Source organism: Chromatiales bacterium (assembly GCA_020445605.1).
Lineage (GTDB): Bacteria > Pseudomonadota > Gammaproteobacteria > JAGRGH01 > JAGRGH01 > JAGRGH01.
Map to the genome: position 1 here is coordinate 12,440 of JAGRGH010000030.1, position 18,783 is coordinate 31,222.

Genomic DNA, 18,783 nt, shown 5'->3' on the forward strand with positions numbered 1-18,783 from the left:
GGCGGCGCGCTTGTATTATTTAGGGAAGCTCTGATCAATCCGTCCCGGATTGCCAGAGCGACAAAAACGAAAAAGTGTCATTTTTCGTTTTCTTTCATTTTCAACGGCTCATAGCCGTCGAAAACGGCGGCGCTTCCTTAGTGCCGCGGGAAACTCTGAATCGTTCAGGGTTTCCCCTGGCCGGCCGGTGCTCCAGGCGGCGTCGGCGGCATCTGAAAGCGTAGAGCAAAAAGCAGGCCAGAAGCTAACCTGCTGAATTTCCGTTCCCTAAGGCGAATCGGAGTGTTGTGACTGCATCATCGGTGCAACATCGGGACGCAAACTGATGATCGATGCAACATCAAAGAAGTCCGCTCAGATCCCCGCTAGCTCAGGACGCCGTTTCAGCGGGTTGCACACCGCGCTGCGCACAGGCGCGCACGTTCTGCGCGGCCGAGAGACAGCCGAGCGGGATCACGACCAGGGTCAGCAGGGTCGAGACCAGCACACCAAACAGCAATGAAATCGCCATGCCCTGGAAGATCGGGTCGTTCAGGATGAACAGCGAGTCCACGATCAGCGCAGCGGCGGTGATGATGATCGGCCGCGTGCGTGCACGGCAGGACGCGAGCACGGCCTCGCGCACGTCCATGCCACCGCGCACCTGTTCGGTTGCGAAGTCGACGAGCAGGATCGAGTTGCGCACGATGATGCCGGCCAGCGCGATGAAGCCGATCATCGAGGTCGCCGTGAATTCCGCGCCCATGAACCAGTGCCCCGGCACGATTCCGATCAGGGTCAGCGGGATCGGCGCCATGATGATGACCGGCAGCACGAAATTGCCGAACTGGCCGACCACGAGCACGTAGATCAGCAGCAACGCAGCCGCAAATGCGATGCCGAGATCGCGGAAGGTCTCATAGGTCACCGTCCACTCGCCGGCCCAGGTCACGCCGAGGTCCAGCACGTCGCGCGGTGCGCCGGTGTAATGCGCTTCGAGCCCGGAACCCTCGGCTGGCTGGTAGTCGGCCAGCAGTTCGTCGAGGCGCGTCATCGGATAGATCGGCGCGCCCAGCCGGCCGACGGCGTCGGCAACCACGTATTCGACCGCGCGCAGGTCCTTGTGCAGCAACGGCGGGTCCTGCTCGATCTCGACGAAGCGCCCGAGTTCGCCAAGCGGCACGCTGCCGCCTGCGGCGGGGATCGGCAGATCAACGAGGCGCAGCAGGTCCGCGCGCTCCGCCAGCGGGACTTCCATGATGATGTCCACGGGCTCCTTGCTGTTGCCGCGTTTGGCATCGCCGAGCTTCGTTCCGCCGAGCGCGTAGCCGAGGTTGCGATTCAGCGTCTCGACGGTCACGCCGCGGCGGTTCGCCTTCTCGGTGTCGACCTCGAAATGCGCGAGTCTGTGCGGCGCGCTCAGGTAGTTGTCGACATCGCCGAGCATGCCCTCGGCCTCGACCTGTTCGAACATCGCCGTGATGTCGCGGGCGACCTGTCGCCTCGCGTCGTTGTCGTCGCCATAGACCTCGGCGACGACCGACTGCAGGACCGGCGGCCCCGGCGGAATCTCCGCAATCGTCACGCGCGCGCCGTGTTCGCGCGCAAGCGGCGTCAGCAGATCGCGCGCCTGCGAGGCGATGGCGTGGCTGGAACGCTGGCGCGTGCTCTTGTGCTGCAGCTGGATCTGGATCGCCGCCTGCCACGGGTCGCTGCGCAGGTAGTAATGCCGAACCATGCCGTTGAAATCGAATGGCCGCGCCGTGCCAACGTAGGTCTGATAGGCGAGGACTTCGGGAATCGCATGCAGTTTTCGACCCAGCGCCTCGGCCAGGGTCGCGGTCCTGACTAGCGCCGAGCCCTCGGGCAGGTCGATGACGATGGCGAATTCGTCCTTGTTGTCGAACGGCAGCATCTTGACCGGCACGAACTTGACGGCAAACAGCGCGATGCTCAGCACGAACGCCGCAATGATGCCGATCAGCACCGCCCAGCCCAGCGCGCGGTTTTCGATCATCGGCACGAGCAGCCGGCGGAACAGCCGGTCGATGCGCTGTTCGCTCTTGTGTTCCTTTTCGCCGGCCTTGTTCAGGGCCTCCATGCTCGGTCGCACGCGCATCGCCAGCCATGGCGTGAACACGAATGCGGCGATGACAGACGCAATCATCGCGACCGAGGCCAGCGCGGGAATCGGCTGCATGTACGGGCCCATCATGCCCGTGACAAATCCCATGGGCAGCAGCGCCGCGATGACGGTGAACGTTGCCACGATGGTGGGGTTGCCGACTTCGCGGACGGAATCCAGCGCCGTGTTGGTATCGGTCGCGCCGGCCATGAGCCAGCGGCGGTACATGTTTTCGACGACGACGATCGCATCATCGACGAGAATGCCGATCGCGAAGATCAGCGCGAACAGGCTGACGCGGTTGATCGAGTATCCCTGCGCCCAGGCCGCGAAGATCGTGATCAGGATGACGACCGGAATGACCAGCCCGACGACGATGGCCGGACGCAGCCCCAGCGCGAACCAGACGAGGATCGTGACGGCGATCGTGACGATGAACAGCTTGAAGATCAGGCCGTTGACCTTTTCCTGCGCGGTCTGCCCATAGTTGCGCGTGACTTCCACATGCACATCGTTCGGGATGAAACGCTCGCGCAGCGCCTCGACCTGATCGAGCACCGCGGACACCACAGTGACGCCGTTGGCGCCCTGTTTCTTGGCGAGCGCGATGGTTACGGCCGGCGCGCCGGTCACCGGCTGCGGGCCGGTCCACGCCGGACCGCTGGAAAAGCTCACGAACTGGCGTGGTTCGCCCAGTCCGTCGAACACATTGGCGACATCGCGCAGGTACACGGGCGCACCCTCGCGCGTGCCGACGATCAGGCCGGAAAGATCGTCGGCCGTACGCAGGAATGCACCGCTGTAGACGGTGATGGCCTCGTCATCGCGTTCGAGGTCTCCGGCGCGCTGCTCGGAGTTGGCACTGCGAATCACCGCCGCGACCTGATCCGGCGTGATGTCATAGCCCGAAAGCCGTTCCGGAAGAATCTCCACGCGGATCTGTTCGGCGCGCCCGCCGGTGACAAAGCCGGTGCCGGTGTCCGGAATCTGCTTGAGGATCTGCAAGAGTTCCTGCGCGAGCGAACGCAGCACGCCGTCATCGGCGGTTTCGGACCACAGCGTCAGGGTCACGACCGGAACGTCATCGATGCCCTTGGCGACCACCAGGGGCGGCTGCACGCCGGGCGGCAGCTTGTCGAGGTTCGAGTCGATCTTCGCGTTGACCTTGACCAGCGACGGCCCGATTTCTTCACCCACGTCGAACTCGACGGTGACGACACCGCCACCGCGGCGGCTCGCCGAATAGACGTGCTTGACGCGAGTGATCTCGCTCATCATGCGTTCGAGCGGTTCGATTGCCAGCGAGGCGACCTGTTCGGCCGACGCGCCTGGGTAGTCCAGCAGCAGGTCGACCACCGGAACCGAGATCTCCGGGTCTTCCTGCCGCGGCGTGATCATGAGACCGAGGATGCCGAGCCCGAGCATCGCCAGGTACAGAAGCGGGGCCAGCGGCGAATGGATGAACGCGCGGGCGGTGGTTCCCGCAATGCCGAGGTCGCGCGGTGGCTCGGCTGGTGCTGCGCTGGCGGGCGGATGTTTTTTCTGTGTCATTGGACGCCGGCCTCGTGGCGTGGAGTCGTGAGTATCCGGTTATCGGTCAAGGGCCGGCATGCGCGCGACCGGACGGCGGGCAGGGCGGATGCCGGCGGTGTGCGATCGGCCCTGATCAGGGCACCTGGATGCGTTCGCCCGGTTTCAGACCGGCGTAGACCTCGACCCAGTCGGGGTCGCGGGTCTCCTTCACCCGCAGCAGTCGCAGGCTCGGCGCGCCCTTGTCGTCGAGCACCTGCACCCCGGCCAGTCCGCCGCGGCGCACCAGCGCGGCACGCGGTATGCGCAACGTCGCGCGACCGGTCGCATGTGGATCGGGTACCAGCACTTCGGCATACATGCCGGGCGCGGCGCGCACGTCGGCGGGCAGGTTGAACTTCACCGTCACGGTGTGTTGCTGGGCGTCCGCGACCGGAAAGATCTGATCGACGACGACCTTCAGTTCGCCGCGCCCGCGATCGAGGCGCGCGTCGATGATCTGGCCCTGCGCGAGGCCGGCCGTGAGGCGGGCCGGGATGTCGGCCTGAATCTGGAGGGTGGCGACATCCGCATAGTCGAGCAGCGGTTGGCCGGGCTGGACGGTGTCGCCGATTTCCGCGAGCTTCTTGACGATGACGCCATCGAAGGGCGCAACGCTGCGCGCATCGCGCAGCTGGGCGTCGATCTGTTCGATCTGCGCGCGCGCCTGCTCGAGCGAGGCCTGCGCCTGACTCATCTGCGTGCCCTGCGCATGCAGGTCGGCACCGCGCTGCGCGCCGGAACTTTCCATACTCATCATGCCGGCCATGGGCCGTGAAAACATCTGATCGAACATGCCGGGCATGCCCATGCCGGGCATGCTGGTAGCGCGTTCGCTCTGCGGCGAGACGAGTTCGCGCTGATACTGCACCTGTGCGTTGCGTACCGCCGCATCGGCATTGCGGTAGGCGGCTTCGGCCTGCTTGCGTTGCGCGCGAAGCTGTGCCTCGTCGAGCGAGACGAGCACCGCGCCGGTGTCGAAGTGATCGCCTTCCTTGCCGGCGATGGCCGCCACCCGGCCCGGGATCTGTGCGGCAAGCGTGACTTCTCGTGCGGGGACCACACTGCCGCCGATGGTGACGGAAGTGATGTCCGCCTGCGGCACGACTACGAAGACGCTCGCCGCGTGGACGCCGCCAGCGGCCAGATTGAAGCCGGCGACCATGGCCAGGGTGCACAGACGCATGCGGGATCGAGCGGGGCGGCGGGTGGGCTTGCTCATGGTGATCGGATCGCGTGAGGTTTTGATGTGGATCAACTTAGCACGGGCCTGCGTTGAAAAACACAGATGGTCCGGACGAATCGCGTTTCATCCGATGAGACCTTGCAATGTGCAGTCGCCAATGCGGGAAAAGCGGTGCATCCCTGCACCCACAATTACAGGCCAACAGAACTGGCACCCCCGGTGGCCTGCTGAGTCCCCGAAAGGCTTCCATACCGGAAATCGTGTTGAGCGGTGGTTTTGCCGAGCAGTGGGCGCACCGCAGGCCAAACCGAAACCGACCACACGTGCACGCGCGGTCGGTTTGGAAACGCGGGGATGCGTATAGGGCGCATCCCCGGTTTCCTGTCTCGGGATATTAGCCGAACATGTCGGTGGTGATGTTGCGGAACCAGCTGCGTGCGTACATTGCCTCGGCCATGTGCCGGTCCGCGGTGCCGCCAACTGGCGACAGGCCGCCGGCACCCTTCACGCCACCGATTGCGCCGTCTTTCAGCTCATAGACGGCGGCGACCGAAATGCCGTAGTCCGGAGCGATCAGGCTGTAGCAGGTGTTGACATACGACGGCGCGGGCATCGCAACGCCATGCAGGCGCGTGGCGATGGCCATGGCGCAGACCTTGCCCTGCGAATTCGCCGAGTAGCCGGACTTCGGCATGGCGCCGGCGATGCACGAATCGCCGATCACGAAAATGTCCTTGTGGATCGTGGATTCGAAGGTTTCCTGATTGACCGGACAGAAGCCGGTTTCGTTGGTCAGTCCCGCCGTAAAGGCCAGTTCACCGGCCTTCTGCGGCGGAATGATGTTCGCCACGGCCGGCTTGTGTTCCTCGAACTCGGTCTTCAGCACGCCGGCGGCGGCATCGACACCCAGCACCTTGCCGTCGCTGGCGGCCGAGCGCCATTCGACGTAGCCGTCGTACAGCGCCTTGTAGCCTTCCATGAACAGGCCCTGCTTCGAGAACTTGTCCTTGGAGTCCATGATGATGAGCTTGGACTTCGGCTTGTGGTGTTTCAGAAAGTGCCCGATCTGCGCGGCACGTTCGTACGGCCCGGGCGGGCAGCGGAACGGATTCGGCGGCGCGGCCATCATCACGACACCACCGTCGGGCATCGCTTCGAGTTGCTTGCGCAGCAACACCGTCTGCGGGCCGGCCTTCCAGGCGTGCGGCATCTTGTGCGATGCGGCCTCGTCATAGCCCTCGATCGCGCCCCACTTGAAGTCGATGCCGGGCGAGACGACGAGCATGTCGTAGCTGACGGTCTTGCCGCCGGCCAGTTTCACGCTGTGCTTGGCGGCATCGACGGAGGTGACCGAATCGTGCACGACGTTGACACCGCGCGCGGCCATCTTTTCATAGCCGAAGGTGATGTCTTCGATCTTGGATTCGCCACCGAGGACCTCGTTGGAAAACGGACAGCTGACGTAATGCTTGTCACGTTCGATCAGGGTGACGTCCGCTTCCGGCGCGTACATCTTCACGTACTTGGCGGCCGTGGCGCCGCCGTAGCCGCCACCGACGACGACCACGCGCGGTTTGGCGCCGGCAAAGGAGCGGGAAGGAAGGCCGATCAGCGGGCTTGCCGCGGCGATGCCGGCCAGGCGAATGAAATCACGACGTTTGATTTGCATGGCTTATGTTCTCCGGCGGATCACTGGGCGGAATAGAACGCGGCGAGCGCGTCGATGTCGGCGTCGCTGACGTTGCCCAGCATGAAGCGCATCGTCATAGCCGAGGGGGAGACCGGCTTGGACGCATCCTTGTAGTCACGCATCTGCTGCGCGAGGAAACCGGCATATTGCCCGGCGATGCGCGGCGTCAACGGTGACGGGGCAATGCCGGTCGGGCCGTGGCAGCCCAGACACCCAAGCTGGGTGTGCAACTGCTGACCACGCGCGGCGTCGCCACTGCCGGCGGTGATCTTCGGCCAGGTCTGGGCGGCGAAGAAGCCGGACATCGCCTTGATCTGGGCGTCGTCGTAGCCCTTCGCGATACGGTCCATGATCGTTGCGTAGCGCGTTCCGTCGCGATAGGCGGTCATGGTGCTGACCAGGTACATCTCGCTCTGTCCGGCGATGACCGGGGCATCGCCGGCGCTGTCGCCGTAGGTGCCATGGCAGCCGGCGCACGGGGCGCTGACGACGGTTGCGGCCGGGTCGGCCAGCGCCGCCTGGCTGACGCCGAGCAGCGCGGCCGCCAATATCGCAAACTTGCGCATTGAATCCTCCTGACAGGATTGTGGTGGGGGGGAATGATCGTAATCCGCGCTGTTTTTTCTGTTGGCGCGGCTATTGCAGCCTAGTTTTCTAGCAGATTTCGGGCCAATAACCTAAATCATTGAAATCGTGAACGATTACATGTGCTACTGGGCCGTTTGTGTGTTGCATGATGCGCAACACCTGCGGCGATGATGCCGTCGCTGGAGGGGCAATTGATCGACCGCAAGACCCTGCTGGAACTGTTTCGCCCGCTCATGGACCCGATCGTCGAGGGGGTGATCGTGACCAACCGCGCCGGGGCGTTGCTGGCCTGCAACACCGCGGTGCATCGTTTGTTTGATCTGCCACCGGAAGGACGGCCGCATTCGCTGGGCAACCTGAACGGCTTCAACCTTCGCACGGCGCTGATCAAGGCCGGGCTGGAGGTCGAGGAGCCGGACAAATCGCGCCACCACTGCGAGATGAGTGTCGAGTTCGACCAGGAGATCAGCGTCACGGGCGTGCCGCGCTGGCTGCGCATCAGTACCGCGCTGGTCGGGCTCCCCGGCGACGAGGAACCGCTGCGGCTGATCGTGCTGCGCGACATCACCGCCGAGAAGCGCCTGTTCGCGACCATGAGCGCCAAAGAGGCCTGCGGGGTCGCCACTGAGGACCCGGAGATGCTGCGGCTGATCGAGCGGCTGAACATCGTCGCGGGTTCCGATGCATCGGTGTTGATGCAGGGCGAATCCGGCACCGGCAAGACCGAGCTGGCGCGGCTGGTGCACGAGCGCAGTCGCAGGGCGCAGCGCCCGTTCGTCGAGGTCAACTGCGGCGCGATCCCGGCGAGCCTGATCGAATCCGAGCTGTTCGGTCACGTCAAGGGTGCGTTCACCGGAGCGCTGAAAGACCGGCCGGGGCGGTTCAAGTCGGCCGACGGCGGCACGCTGTTTCTCGATGAAATCGGCGAATTGCCGCGCGAGCTGCAACCGAAACTGCTGCGTGTCCTTCAGGACGGGGAATTCGAGCCGGTGGGTTCTGATCGCACCCAGCGCGCGGATGTGCGCGTGGTGGCGGCGTCGAACCGCGACCTGCGCGAAATGGTCGACAAGGGCGATTTCCGTGCGGATCTGTTTTATCGCATCGCGGTCGTGCCGCTGCACGTGCCGGCGCTGCGTGAACGCCCGGGCGACATTCAACTGCTGATTCGCGTGATCATGAAACGGCTTGCGCAGCGCGGTTACCCGGGCAACATTGGCGTGTCGACCGATGCGATGCGCGCGTTCATGAACTACCCGTGGCCGGGCAACGTACGCGAACTGGCGAACGCCGTGGAACACGCCCTGATCTGCGCGCGCGATGGCATGATCGACAGCGAGGCTCTGCCGTATGCGCTGCGTGAATACTGCTCGGCGCGCGTGCGCGCGGCGACCAGCGCGATGGGGGACGACTCGCGCAGCGAACGCGAAATCATCGAAGATGCCCTGCGCAAATCGCAGGGCCAGAAGACGCTTGCCGCGCAGCTCCTGGGCATCGACCGCAGCACACTCTGGCGGCGCATGCAGCGTCTGGGCATGGGCTGACTAAACCTCAGGGTTTCGGCCGGGCGCTGGCGCATTTGGCCACCCGATCCTTCCGATGGAGAACGATTCATGAAATTCAATCTTGCGCCGTGGGCGCTTGTTCTGGCCTTGTTCATGGTGTCGGCCCCGGTGGCCGCCAACGGCGATTCGCTGGCCGGCGATCCGATCCGGGTCGTGACGGTCGAGAGCGAGTTCGAGTACGTGCTCGAAGACGTCAAGCTGGCCGTGACGGGTCGCGGCCTGAACATTGCCAACACCCTGCATGCCAGCGACATGCTCAATCGCACCGCGCGTGATCTCGGCTTCATGAAGGATGTCTACTCGCACGCCGAGTCGGTCGAATTCTGTTCGGCGGTGATCTCGCACAAGCTGGCCGCCGCGAATCCTGCGAATCTCGTGCTGTGCCCGTTCACGATCGGCGTCTATGTGCTGACCGATGATCCGGGCCACGTGCACATCGCCTACCGCGTGCCCACGGGCATGCCGGGATCGCAGGCTGCAACCGACCTGGTGCAGTCGCTCCTGGACGATATCGTCGCGGAAGTGGCGCAGTGACCGGGACTCGTTGATTCAGTCCCGGCTACGTCGCCTGGTCCGACTCGGCTAACAGGCGCTCCGGGTTGGCCAGGCCAGTGTCGGAATTTTTTACAACCGCGGATGGCTCTCAGGCGGTTGCGGAAATTAATAATCTATAAATCAGCAGCTTATGATGCTGGCGCAGAAATTGCTTTCTGTTCGGGAATGGTGCCGGACCACGCCCAGCCGCCGATTCAGGCGTCGGGGAAGCCGGCAACAGTGGCGCCGCGTCCAGCGCGGGCTCGAAGCGGTTTTAGCGATTTGACTCCACGGGATTTTCGGCATGTTTCAGCACAGATCGGCGCATGGTCTTGCACGGGTTCTCGTTCTTGCGGGCGCGATCTGTGCATCGGGTTTTGCCCACGCCAACGTCATCATCAACCCCGGATTTGAAGATCCGATCACCTTTGACGGGGCCCCATTCGTCGGGTTCTGGGAGGGGTTTTCGGCCGGCGGAGCTTCCAGCGTCGCGAACTCCATGGCGATGCCGCGCAGTGGCAGTCAGTCCGCCGAGTTCATCATCGACGAAGCGCCCAACCTGTTTGCGGGCGTTCTGCAGGACGTGGCGATTACGGCTGGAAACCTCTACGACTATTCGGGCTGGCACAAGCTGATCGGCGACGCCGGCGGCATCGAAATTCGCATCGAGTGGCGCAACTCAGGCAGCAATACCGAGATCAGCCGCACATCGAACTTCACTCCGGTGCTCACCTCCGGCGCGGATTACGAGATGTTCTCGCTGACCGGCCTGCTGGCGCCCGCGGGGGCGGACACCGCGCGAGTCGTCTACGCCATCCAGAGCTTCGGCGGGGCAATCAGTCAGGACGTGTTTCTGGACGATGTTTCGTTCATGGGGCAGGGCGCGGAAGCGGCAGCCCCGATCGCTGCCACCCTGGCGCTAATGGGCGGTGGGTTGCTTGGATTGCTCGGCTTCGCCCGACGTCGCCGTAGCTGAATCATTCCATTCCTGCGGTTCGCGGATCAGCAGTCGCTGCTGACCGGGCACGTCGCGAAGCGCCTGCACCCGGCCCCCGGGCCAGCGCACGATGATCTGGTCGGCCTTTTCGGCGCTGCCGAGGCCAAAGGTCCGCCACAGACTGTGCTGAGACGCATAGGACGCGCCCGCCGTAATCAGCTGTGTGCTGGCCGCTGAGCCCGACACCACGGTTATCGTCGCGCCGATTGCGTCCCGATTGACGTTCGTTCCGGTCAGTTTGATGGTGATCGAACGATTCGCACCGCCGCGGTTCAGGTACAGGGCGTTCTCGCCGACCTTGTTGGTGACATACAGATCCGGATAGCCATCCTGATTGTAGTCGGATACGGCAAGTCCCCGGCTCGCGAGACTGTTGGCAAGTCCGGATTTCTGCACCACGTTCGCATATTGTCCGTCGCCCAAATTCAGGTACAGGGAATTCAGGTTCCGTTTGCTGAACCAGAACTCGTCCTCGTTCTTGATGTCCCCGGTGACCGTCAGACCATTGGCGATGATGAGGTCCTGAAGTCCGTCGTTGTTCAGGTCGGCGAAGGCGCCCCCCCAGCCGTAGCGCTCGCGATCATCCAGCAGCCGCGATACCCGCGTGCGCTTGAAGCTGCCGTCACCGTTGTTGATCCACAACGGGTTGTCTTCGATCGTGGTCTCGTAGATGTCGAGAAAGCCGTCGTGATTGACGTCGGTGACCGCAACGCCCATCCCGGTGCTGTACTTGAGCAGTCCGGCCGCCTCGGTGACATCCGAAAACCGGCTGTTGCCGAGGTTGCGGTACAGGTGACTGGTGCCGAAATCGTTGGCGACGAACAGATCCAGCCAGCCGTCGTTGTCGTAGTCCAGCCATACCGGCTGGAACGAACAGTGACAGGCTTCGGGAGTATCGGTACTTCTGCCTTCGACCATGGCCGTGTAGTTGCCGCGGGTCACGGTCTCAAAGCCGGCAACTCCAGCCAGTTCGGCCACCTCGACGAAGCTGCCATCGCCTTGGTTGCGGAACAGCTGATTGGGTTCCGACCTGACCGACTGGATGTTGTAGACACCGTCATCATTCGTTTCCGCGATCATCGTCCCGTAGTTCGAGACATACAGGTCGAGATCGCCGTCGTTGTCGTAATCGCCCCAGGCCGCGGCCGTGGTGTGATTCGGCAACACGAGCCCCGCCTGCCGGGTCGCGTCCGTGAACGTTCCGTCGCCGTTGTTGCGCCAGAGCATGTTGGTCTGAGCATACCAGCGGTGATCCCGGAGCACGCCGTAATACAGAACGAGCAGGTCCTGATCGCCATCGGCATCGTAGTCGGCCCACAACCCGCCGGACGAACCCGGGTAAGCGGTGATGCCGCTCGGCTCGGTGATCTCCTGAAATCCGGTGTTTCCGTCGTTGCGGTACAGGCGACCGCCACGCGCCGCCGATACCCACAGGTCGTCATCGCCGTCGCCGTCGTAATCGCCCCAGGACGCACCGGCATGGATGAAGTTCTGAATGGAATGGAGAATGTCGAGCTGCGGCGCTTCGGACAGGTCGTGCTTGATCGCAACCGTGAACCGCGGGACCGGAGTCGAGCTGTCGGTTTCGAGAACGGGCTGCAGGAAGCCGCCGATCACCCCCAGAACCGCGCCCGACAGCAGCATATAGACGGCGATCTTGCGCGAGACGTGCCGCCAAAGGACCAGCGATGCATAGATGCTGACCGGTCCGAGTGAAATCAGCAGCGCAGTAGCCGGACCGCGGTCGAGGCCGAAGCTCAACAGTCCGAGAACGATGATGATGTCCACGAACATCGGCGCCGGCAGCAATGCGCCAAGGCATGCGGCGGCGACGATCGCCCAGCCGCCGGAACCACCGAAAAAAATGAATTTCTCGAGCGGAAAGAAACTGAGCATGAGCGCGCCCAGCACCGCGACCAGCAACATGAAGGGCACGGTCCACTTGATGACGAACCACAGTTGCAGCAGCACCTGACGCAAGGTTGCGGCGGCGGCCTCGGCCCATGACTCGTCGCGGGAATGCGGCGTTACGGCGACAGTAGTGTCACACGCGACCGCCGGTGAGCGCCTCGCCGCGGTGGCGCGCAGGATCAGCGGGATCGCGATCAACAGCAGTACGAGCGCGGCGCCGACTTTGAGGGCCGCCATGTCCACCGGGAACACCGTGAACACGATGATGATGCCGATCGGGTTCAGCGCCGGCGATGCGACCATGGTGGCGAGCACGGTCTCGAGCCGGATTCCGGAGCGATACATCGACAGCCCGATCGGCGTCGCGCAGTTCGCGCAGACCCCGAGCGGCGTGCCCATGGCGATGCCGCCGAGCAGCGAGCCCAGCGCGGAGCGTTGGGCCTGACGTCGGATCCATGCGGTCTGGTGGAGAAAGACCAGCAGACATGCCCCGAACAGCACGCCGAAAGTCATGCCCTTGGCGTTGGTCTGAACCCAGTTGAGGCTGGTCCTGAGAACGCGCTCGGCAACGGGTTGCTGGGCAGAGGTGGCCATCATTTCTGTTTTGGAAATGACGCCGACGTTGCGGTCGAGCAGCGTGTCGGATTCCGTACGGTTCCATTCCGACCACAGATCCGGATACCGCGATGTGAACCAGAACGTGGCGAGCACAAGCAGACAAACCCCGAGTGCGGCCCACCAGCGCTTTCTCGAATAGTCCTCGGCGAAGTCGATATGCATCAAGGTCTGGCGATTGCTGCTATTGGGAGCTATGACAGTGCAGTCGGAAGATCGCAGTCCGGCGTGTTCGCTGTCTGATCGTTACTTTTCCGTCGGCGTCACCAGTTCGTCCGCGGCGCCGGGCATCTGCATGTTCGGCCAGCTGCGCAGGTGCAGGTCACGCTGCGGGAAGGCAATCTCGATGCCGGCCTTGCGGAACGCCGCGTCGATCGCGAAATTCAGATCGCTCAATACCGCAAGCCTGCGATCGACATTGCGTATGAAGCAGCGCAGTTCGAAATCCAGCGTCGAGTCACCAAAGCGCACAAAGATGACCGTGGGCTCGGGCACGCGTCCGTCGGTGATGACTTCCGGGTGCACGCGCCCGACCTCGAGCAGAGTCTGTTTGACCAGTTGCGTGTCGCTGCCGTAGGCGACGCCGACCGGTGCGCGAACGCGGCCCATGGAATCGCGCAGCATCCAGTTGGTGACCTGCCCGGAGATCAGCTCCGAGTTCGGCACGATGACGTCCGCGCGGTCGAAAGTCTGGATCTGCGTCGAGCGGATCGCGATCTTTTTCACATAGCCTTCGGTGCTGCCGACGACAATCCAGTCGCCGGTGCGGATCGGTCGCTCGATCAGCAGGATCAGACCGGAGACGAAGTTGTTGACGATATTCTGCAGGCCGAAACCGATACCGACCGACAGGGCGCCGGCGATCAGTGCGACATTCGTGAAGCTGACACCGGCGACCGACAACGCGATCAGCGCCGCGACGCCGGCGCCCAGATAACCGGCGGACAGGGCCGTCGCCTCGCGCGCACCGCGGTCCAGTCGGGTCTTTTTCAGCCAGCGCTGGTCCATCCTGCGCTTGACCCAGCCGGTCAGCGTCAGCAGGGCGGCGAACAGCAGCAGCGCGCCGAGGATGCGAACCGGGTGGACCGTGATGTCGCCGAGCGTGAACCCGTCGGCGACCCAGGACAGGGTGCGCTCGAACGCGAGATCGGAAAATCCCCAGGCGCGCAACAGCAGCAGCAGATAGCCGCCCCACAACACGATCTGCGTCAGAAACCGCAGCCAGCTCAGTCCCGGCGTCGTCTCGCCGGGCTTTACACCAAGACGCTCGCGCGCGCTGCGTTGCCAGCGATAGCGACCCTCGTCGAAGGCGTCGAAACCGTCCTCGGCGAGACGCGATATCAGCCACACCGTCGCGTAGCCGGCCAGCGTGATGGAAATGCCGCCGACCACGTAAAAACCGAGGTTGTGATAGCCGGCGAGGTCCGCGACCAGGGCTGCAAACAGTGCCAGCACCAGCACCACACGCAACAGCGCCGAGCGCCAGATCGGCAGGTCGCCGACCAGCCACAGCACCCAGGCGAGATTGACCACCACAACCACCGTGAACGCCGCGCGTGCCAGCAGCAGGGCGCCCGAGGGCAGGCTCGACCCGATTGCGCTGGCGAAGAACACCGCGCCGCCCAACAGAACGAAGGCCAGCAGGTGCAGCCGCCTGGCGAGTTGCACGGCGACCGTGTCCGGCACCGGCAGGAAGTGCACGGCCGGCGGCGGGGGCGCGAGCAGACCGTGAATGATGACGCGGGTGGGGGCGAAGACGGCCAGCGCCAGCCCGAGCACGAACAGGGTCGGCCAGGGCTGGTCCGGCACGCCGACAACGAACCAGAACGCGAGAATGCCGATCGCCAGCAGGATCCAAGGCAGTTCGCGAATCGCCGAGCAGCCGATGGCGCGCAGGGCGTCGGTGAGCAGGTCCGGCGGGTCGGCGCGCGCCGGCATCGCGGCGCTCAGCGTCCGCCGCAGTCCGAATCCGAACGCGAACGCAAGCCCGACGATCGAGATGAAAACCGCCCGTTCGAGTTTGTCGAGCCGCATGAAGCTCGAGGAATCGGACAACAGGCTCGCGGCGGCGTCGCGCCACTGTCGGGCACTGCCCCAGTCCGAGGCGAAGATGCGCGTGATCGGTTCGCCGCGTTCGAGCAGCACGGCCCGCACGCGGGCCTCCCGATACGCCACCGCACGCGCGTACAGGTCGTCGGCACGCAGGTTCACGGCGCGACAGGCGGCCTGCTGTTTCTGCAGGGTCGGGATCTCGCTGTCGAGCGCGCGGCGCAGGTCCGTGGTCGCCTTGTCCTCACCGGCGATTACATCGCCAAGTGCCTCGCGACGCGTCTGCGCCTCGACGAGCTTCGGATCAAGACGGGTCGAACAGTCCGCGAAATTGCGGCGCAGCGACAGCAGGTCGTCGAAGATCTGCGCCGGAATCGCGTCGTCGTCGCGCAGGCGCGAGAGCCTGAGTTCGATGCGATCCAGGCTGCGATCGCCCTCGGCCGGAACCGGCTGTCCGTTGGCGGGCGGTTCCGCGGCGTTTGTCACGCCCCAGATCAGCCACAGCAAGGCAAGCCCCGCGACACGAAGAGTATTCAATTGCGCTCCAGTTCGAATTCGATGCCAACGGCCTGCGCCTTGCCGGCGCGGGCCTTGAGTCTGAGTCGGTCGGTCAGTCGGTACTTCACCAGCAGGGCACCGCTCGGGTCGGCGAGCGTTGCCGCATAGCCGACGTAGAACTCCGGTTGCAGGTATTTTCCAATTTCCAGGCCGGCCTCCGCGAGTCCAGCGTCTGCGTCGATGCGGAATTCGTCCACCCCCAGCGCGGCGCCGATGCGCTGCAACAGCGGCTGGGCACGGTCCGCGCCGAGCGACAACGCCGCGCTGGCCAGCGCGTCGGCATCCGTGGTGCCGGCCGCGGCCAGCGGTTTTCCGGTGACGAGATACGCCAGCACCTGCTCGTCGGGCATCGCGGGTGTTGAGCTGAGCACCGCCTTGGGCTGCGAGACCGTGCCGCCGAGCTCGACCGCGGCGGTGACGTCGCCGGACGTGCGCTCTGCGCGCAGGTCCAGGCCGGGATCGTCCAGCGGGCCGGCGAACACGAACTCGCCGCGCGCCAGACGCAGGTCCTGCCCGTAGGCCTTGTAGCGCCCGTCGAGCACCACCAGTCGACCGTTGCCGCGCGGCGACTGACCCGGATTCTGGGTCAGGGCGACCTGGCCGCCGAGCCGCGCGCCGAGGCCCAGGCCATCGAAGCGGACATCCTCGCCTAGCGCAACCACGAGCTGTGCACGGATCGGCAGCGCCCGATCCGGTGCCACGGGGGTCTTCTGCGCCGCGGGGCCGATGATGACCTCGTCCGGGGACACCTGGACCGCGCCGCGCGGCAGTTCTTTCAGGCGGATTGCCGCGTGCGGCACGTCCACGCGGCCGGTGAGGCTGAGTTCGCGGCCGTCGTGCGCAAGGTTCACCGTCGGACTCACATCGACCTGTGCCTCTGGCCAGTCGAGCGCGCGGAAGTCCTTGCCCTCGATCGCAAGGCGCAGCGGGAATCCGCTGTCGGCGTCCAGCATCAGTTTGCCATCGAGCCTGATGACACCGGTGCCGGACCGCGCGCGGCCGGCGATGGCAATGGCGTCAGCGTCGCCGCGGGCGGTCAGTTCGGCACCGGCCAGCTCGATGCCGGCGCCGACCAGTCGTGCGTGGCCGTCTTCGAGCCGGGCCTCGCCGGTCACGCGCGGTGCGACCGTGGTTCCGGACACCGCGAGGTTGGCCCGCAAGCGTCCGCCCAGTCCGTCGAGCTGGCCGATTAGCGGCTGGAACATGGCGATGGAATCGATCCGCGCGCTGGCCTGGCCGGAAAGCCGGCGATGACCGCTCGCATCGGTCGCGTCAGTGCTGAGTTCGGCGTCCAGTTTTCCGTCATCGGGTAACGCCGCCGTGAGCGTTGCGTGCAGCCGGTCGTCGGCAAAGCGCGCGGACGACCGTAGCGCGCTCAGCTGCAGGGGCGGGATCGCCGCGCCCGGGTCCGCGCTCGCGATGCCGATCGACTCGCTGCGAAGTTCCAGCAGCGCGGTGGCTGCGGGTGCGCCTGACCAGCGCAACTCGCCATCCACAACGCCGGACGCCCGGACTCCGGCCGGCAGCCAGGGCGCTGCGAACGCGGCCGGAATCGCGCGAAACTCGGCGCTGGCCTGCGCTCCGTCGGGACCGTGTTTTGCCTGCGCGCAGACGCTGGCCTGCCCGCGCCGGATGCACATGCGCTCCAGGCCCGCGCGCCCGGTCCCGAGAAAGACCTTTGCCGGTTCGGCCAATTCCCAAGTGCCGGTGCCCGGCTCGTTCAATCGCAGGGTTTCCAGACGCCCGTTCCAGCGCTCGTCGGTCAGCGCGCCCGCGGCCGACAGCGAAACTTCAAGCGCGTCGGCACGCGCTGCGAGGGTCAGCGTGTGGGACTCGCGAGTGCCGTCGGCGGTCAGATCGACCCCATCGAGACCGATGGCGGCGCTGGTGATTTCCGTCGCCTTGAGCCCGATCCGCGACCGGGCGTTCGGCGCGAGGTCCAGCGCAGCGTCGAGTGCGGCCGTGCCGATCCGCCAGCCGGTCCAGCGGAGATTCCTGGCCGTTCCCGTCGCAGAGATGGCGGGCGCGGCGCTCGTCCCGGCGAGCTTGATCGCCGCCTTGAGCGAGCCGCCGAAATCTGCGCCCAGCCGCTGCAGCGCCGGGGCATCCAGCGTGAACTCGAGCGCATTGCGTTCGCCGAGCGAACCGTGTGCGTTGAGCCGGTTCTCGCCGAGACTCACCTCGAAATCGCGGAACTGTGTCTGGTTGCCAACCGCCACCGTGCCGCGACCGCTGAGCGGAAAGCCGCCGAGCGTCCCGCTGATCTGCTCCACCTCGGCGCGGACCACGGACGCGGCGGCGGGGTCGACTGTCAGCTTGATGCGGGCGTCGGCGCGTCCGGCCGCCACGGGCCAGAAGTTCGACGGATCGAGGCCTGCGGACTCCAGCGCCATGGTCAGAAACGGCACATCCGAAAACCGCACCTGACCACTGCCGGTCACGCGTCCGTCGAGCAGCGTCGCGTGCAGATCATCGATTGTCAGCTGCGAGCGGTCGCCGGAACCGCGAACCTTCAGGTTTCCGGGCGGAATCCCGGTTCCCGCGAACGAAGCCTCGGTCTCAAGGACATACTGATCGGTCGTGCCGGCGAGCTTGAGCTGCCCGCCGCCGCTGGTGACGAGCGCCGCGCCCTCCGGCGGCCAGCTGAGGTCGGCCCATTGCGCGTCCAGGTCGAAACGGGTCCGGGCGGCAAGCGGATAGACGCCGCCGGTCAGACCCAAGGTCACGGGTGCCAAGAGGGTCTGGTCGAGTTCGATCCGCGCCAGCGTTCCGCCGAGTTTCCCGCGACCCGCGAATGGCTCGCCGTTCGCCGGTTCGAACCGCCAGCTGATTTCTGCGTCGAGCGGAAATCCTGTTACGAATCCGACTGTCGCGTGCCCCTGAACGGTGAGTGCGCCACTGGCCGTTTTCAGTCTCGACAGGTGCAGTGCCTTCGCGTCCATGCGCGCCGACAGGTCGATGCGGTCGGCTGCATAGACATCGGTGCCGTCGTGCCATTGCAGGGCGGCGATCCGTGCGCGACCGATGCGCGCCGACCAGGCCGGGGCAAACTCCGGCAGCTCGATCCCGGCCGGTTCCGACGCCGGCAAGGCCACGCTCACACCCTCGGCGTCGATTTCGACGACATCCAGCATTCCAGCGAACAGCAGGGCCGGCCGCCAGTGCACATCGATTCGCGCAATCTCCACGCGGGTGTCGTCGATGCGCAGTCGCAGCTGATCGAATCCGAAGCGCTGGTCGATTCGCCCGCGAAATCCCTGGAATTGCGCGTCGATCGGCGCGCGGTCGAACAGGCGCGATACCAGCCAGCGGCTGCCGCTTTCGGTCGTCGCCGCGCCGAGCAGGGCAGCCACCAACAGCGCCGCGACCAGCAGCAGCGCAAGCACGGTTCGCGTGAGCCAGCGGCCGGCGCGCGGCACG

General features: G+C 65.3%; 10 protein-coding genes. 3 read left to right on the forward strand and 7 right to left on the reverse strand.

Annotated elements, in window-relative coordinates:
* Positions 1-370: 370 nt before the first annotated feature.
* From KDG50_04750 to KDG50_04765, 4 genes are all read right to left on the reverse strand, one after another.
* On the reverse strand, positions 371-3,655 hold the full coding sequence (locus tag KDG50_04750; protein ID MCB1864714.1) for an efflux RND transporter permease subunit: 3,285 nt from the start codon (positions 3,653-3,655) through the stop codon (positions 371-373).
* A gap of 115 nt (positions 3,656-3,770) precedes the next feature.
* Positions 3,771-4,895 carry an efflux RND transporter periplasmic adaptor subunit gene (locus KDG50_04755; GenBank protein ID MCB1864715.1) on the reverse strand — a complete coding sequence of 375 codons (1,125 nt, stop codon included), beginning with the start codon at positions 4,893-4,895 and terminating at the stop codon, positions 3,771-3,773.
* Between the two features lie 358 nt (positions 4,896-5,253).
* Positions 5,254-6,528, reverse strand: a complete 1,275-nt coding sequence (locus KDG50_04760; GenBank protein MCB1864716.1) for an FAD-dependent oxidoreductase — start codon at positions 6,526-6,528, stop codon at positions 5,254-5,256.
* 20 nt (positions 6,529-6,548) lie between these two features.
* The gene (locus KDG50_04765; GenBank protein ID MCB1864717.1) at positions 6,549-7,115 is read right to left on the reverse strand and encodes a c-type cytochrome; all 567 of its coding nucleotides are present in this window, start codon (positions 7,113-7,115) and stop codon (positions 6,549-6,551) included.
* Positions 7,116-7,304: 189 nt separating this feature from the next.
* Between KDG50_04765 and KDG50_04770 the strand changes: the two genes are divergently transcribed.
* The 3 genes from KDG50_04770 (at position 7,305) to KDG50_04780 (ending at position 10,209) form a co-directional block, all read left to right on the forward strand.
* A complete protein-coding gene (locus tag KDG50_04770; GenBank protein ID MCB1864718.1) occupies positions 7,305-8,678 on the forward strand; it encodes a sigma 54-interacting transcriptional regulator in 1,374 nt (457 codons plus the stop codon).
* A 69-nt stretch (positions 8,679-8,747) separates the two neighbouring features.
* A complete protein-coding gene (locus tag KDG50_04775; protein ID MCB1864719.1) occupies positions 8,748-9,233 on the forward strand; it encodes a DUF302 domain-containing protein in 486 nt (161 codons plus the stop codon).
* 304 nt (positions 9,234-9,537) lie between these two features.
* Complete coding sequence (locus KDG50_04780; protein MCB1864720.1) at positions 9,538-10,209, forward strand: hypothetical protein; 672 nt, start codon at positions 9,538-9,540, stop codon at positions 10,207-10,209.
* On the opposite strand, the gene KDG50_04785 is transcribed toward KDG50_04780, so the two are convergent.
* The 3 genes from KDG50_04785 to KDG50_04795 all read right to left on the reverse strand — a co-directional run bounded on the left by KDG50_04785 (position 10,153) and on the right by KDG50_04795 (position 18,782).
* Positions 10,153-12,921, reverse strand: a complete 2,769-nt coding sequence (locus KDG50_04785; protein MCB1864721.1) for a VCBS repeat-containing protein — start codon at positions 12,919-12,921, stop codon at positions 10,153-10,155. The genes KDG50_04780 and KDG50_04785 overlap by 57 nt on opposite strands.
* A gap of 81 nt (positions 12,922-13,002) precedes the next feature.
* Positions 13,003-15,342 carry a mechanosensitive ion channel family protein gene (locus KDG50_04790; protein MCB1864722.1) on the reverse strand — a complete coding sequence of 780 codons (2,340 nt, stop codon included), beginning with the start codon at positions 15,340-15,342 and terminating at the stop codon, positions 13,003-13,005.
* Positions 15,339-18,782: a translocation/assembly module TamB domain-containing protein gene (locus KDG50_04795; protein ID MCB1864723.1), complete on the reverse strand. Its 3,444-nt coding sequence runs from the start codon at positions 18,780-18,782 to the stop codon at positions 15,339-15,341. The genes KDG50_04790 and KDG50_04795 overlap by 4 nt, the downstream gene beginning before the upstream one ends.
* Between the last annotated feature and the right edge of the window lies 1 nt (position 18,783).

Bases quoted from the DNA above. Each gene is read 5' to 3' on its own strand.
- KDG50_04755 (MCB1864715.1), bottom strand. From the start codon at position 4,895: ATGAGCAAGCCCACCCGCCGCCCCGCTCGATCCCGCATGCGTCTGTGC.
- KDG50_04780 (MCB1864720.1), top strand. From the start codon at position 9,538: ATGTTTCAGCACAGATCGGCGCATGGTCTTGCACGGGTTCTCGTTCTT.
- KDG50_04770 (MCB1864718.1), top strand. From the start codon at position 7,305: ATGATGCCGTCGCTGGAGGGGCAATTGATCGACCGCAAGACCCTGCTG.
- KDG50_04765 (MCB1864717.1), bottom strand. From the start codon at position 7,115: ATGCGCAAGTTTGCGATATTGGCGGCCGCGCTGCTCGGCGTCAGCCAG.
- KDG50_04750 (MCB1864714.1), bottom strand. From the start codon at position 3,655: ATGACACAGAAAAAACATCCGCCCGCCAGCGCAGCACCAGCCGAGCCA.
- KDG50_04785 (MCB1864721.1), bottom strand. From the start codon at position 12,921: ATGCATATCGACTTCGCCGAGGACTATTCGAGAAAGCGCTGGTGGGCC.
- KDG50_04775 (MCB1864719.1), top strand. From the start codon at position 8,748: ATGAAATTCAATCTTGCGCCGTGGGCGCTTGTTCTGGCCTTGTTCATG.
- KDG50_04760 (MCB1864716.1), bottom strand. From the start codon at position 6,528: ATGCAAATCAAACGTCGTGATTTCATTCGCCTGGCCGGCATCGCCGCG.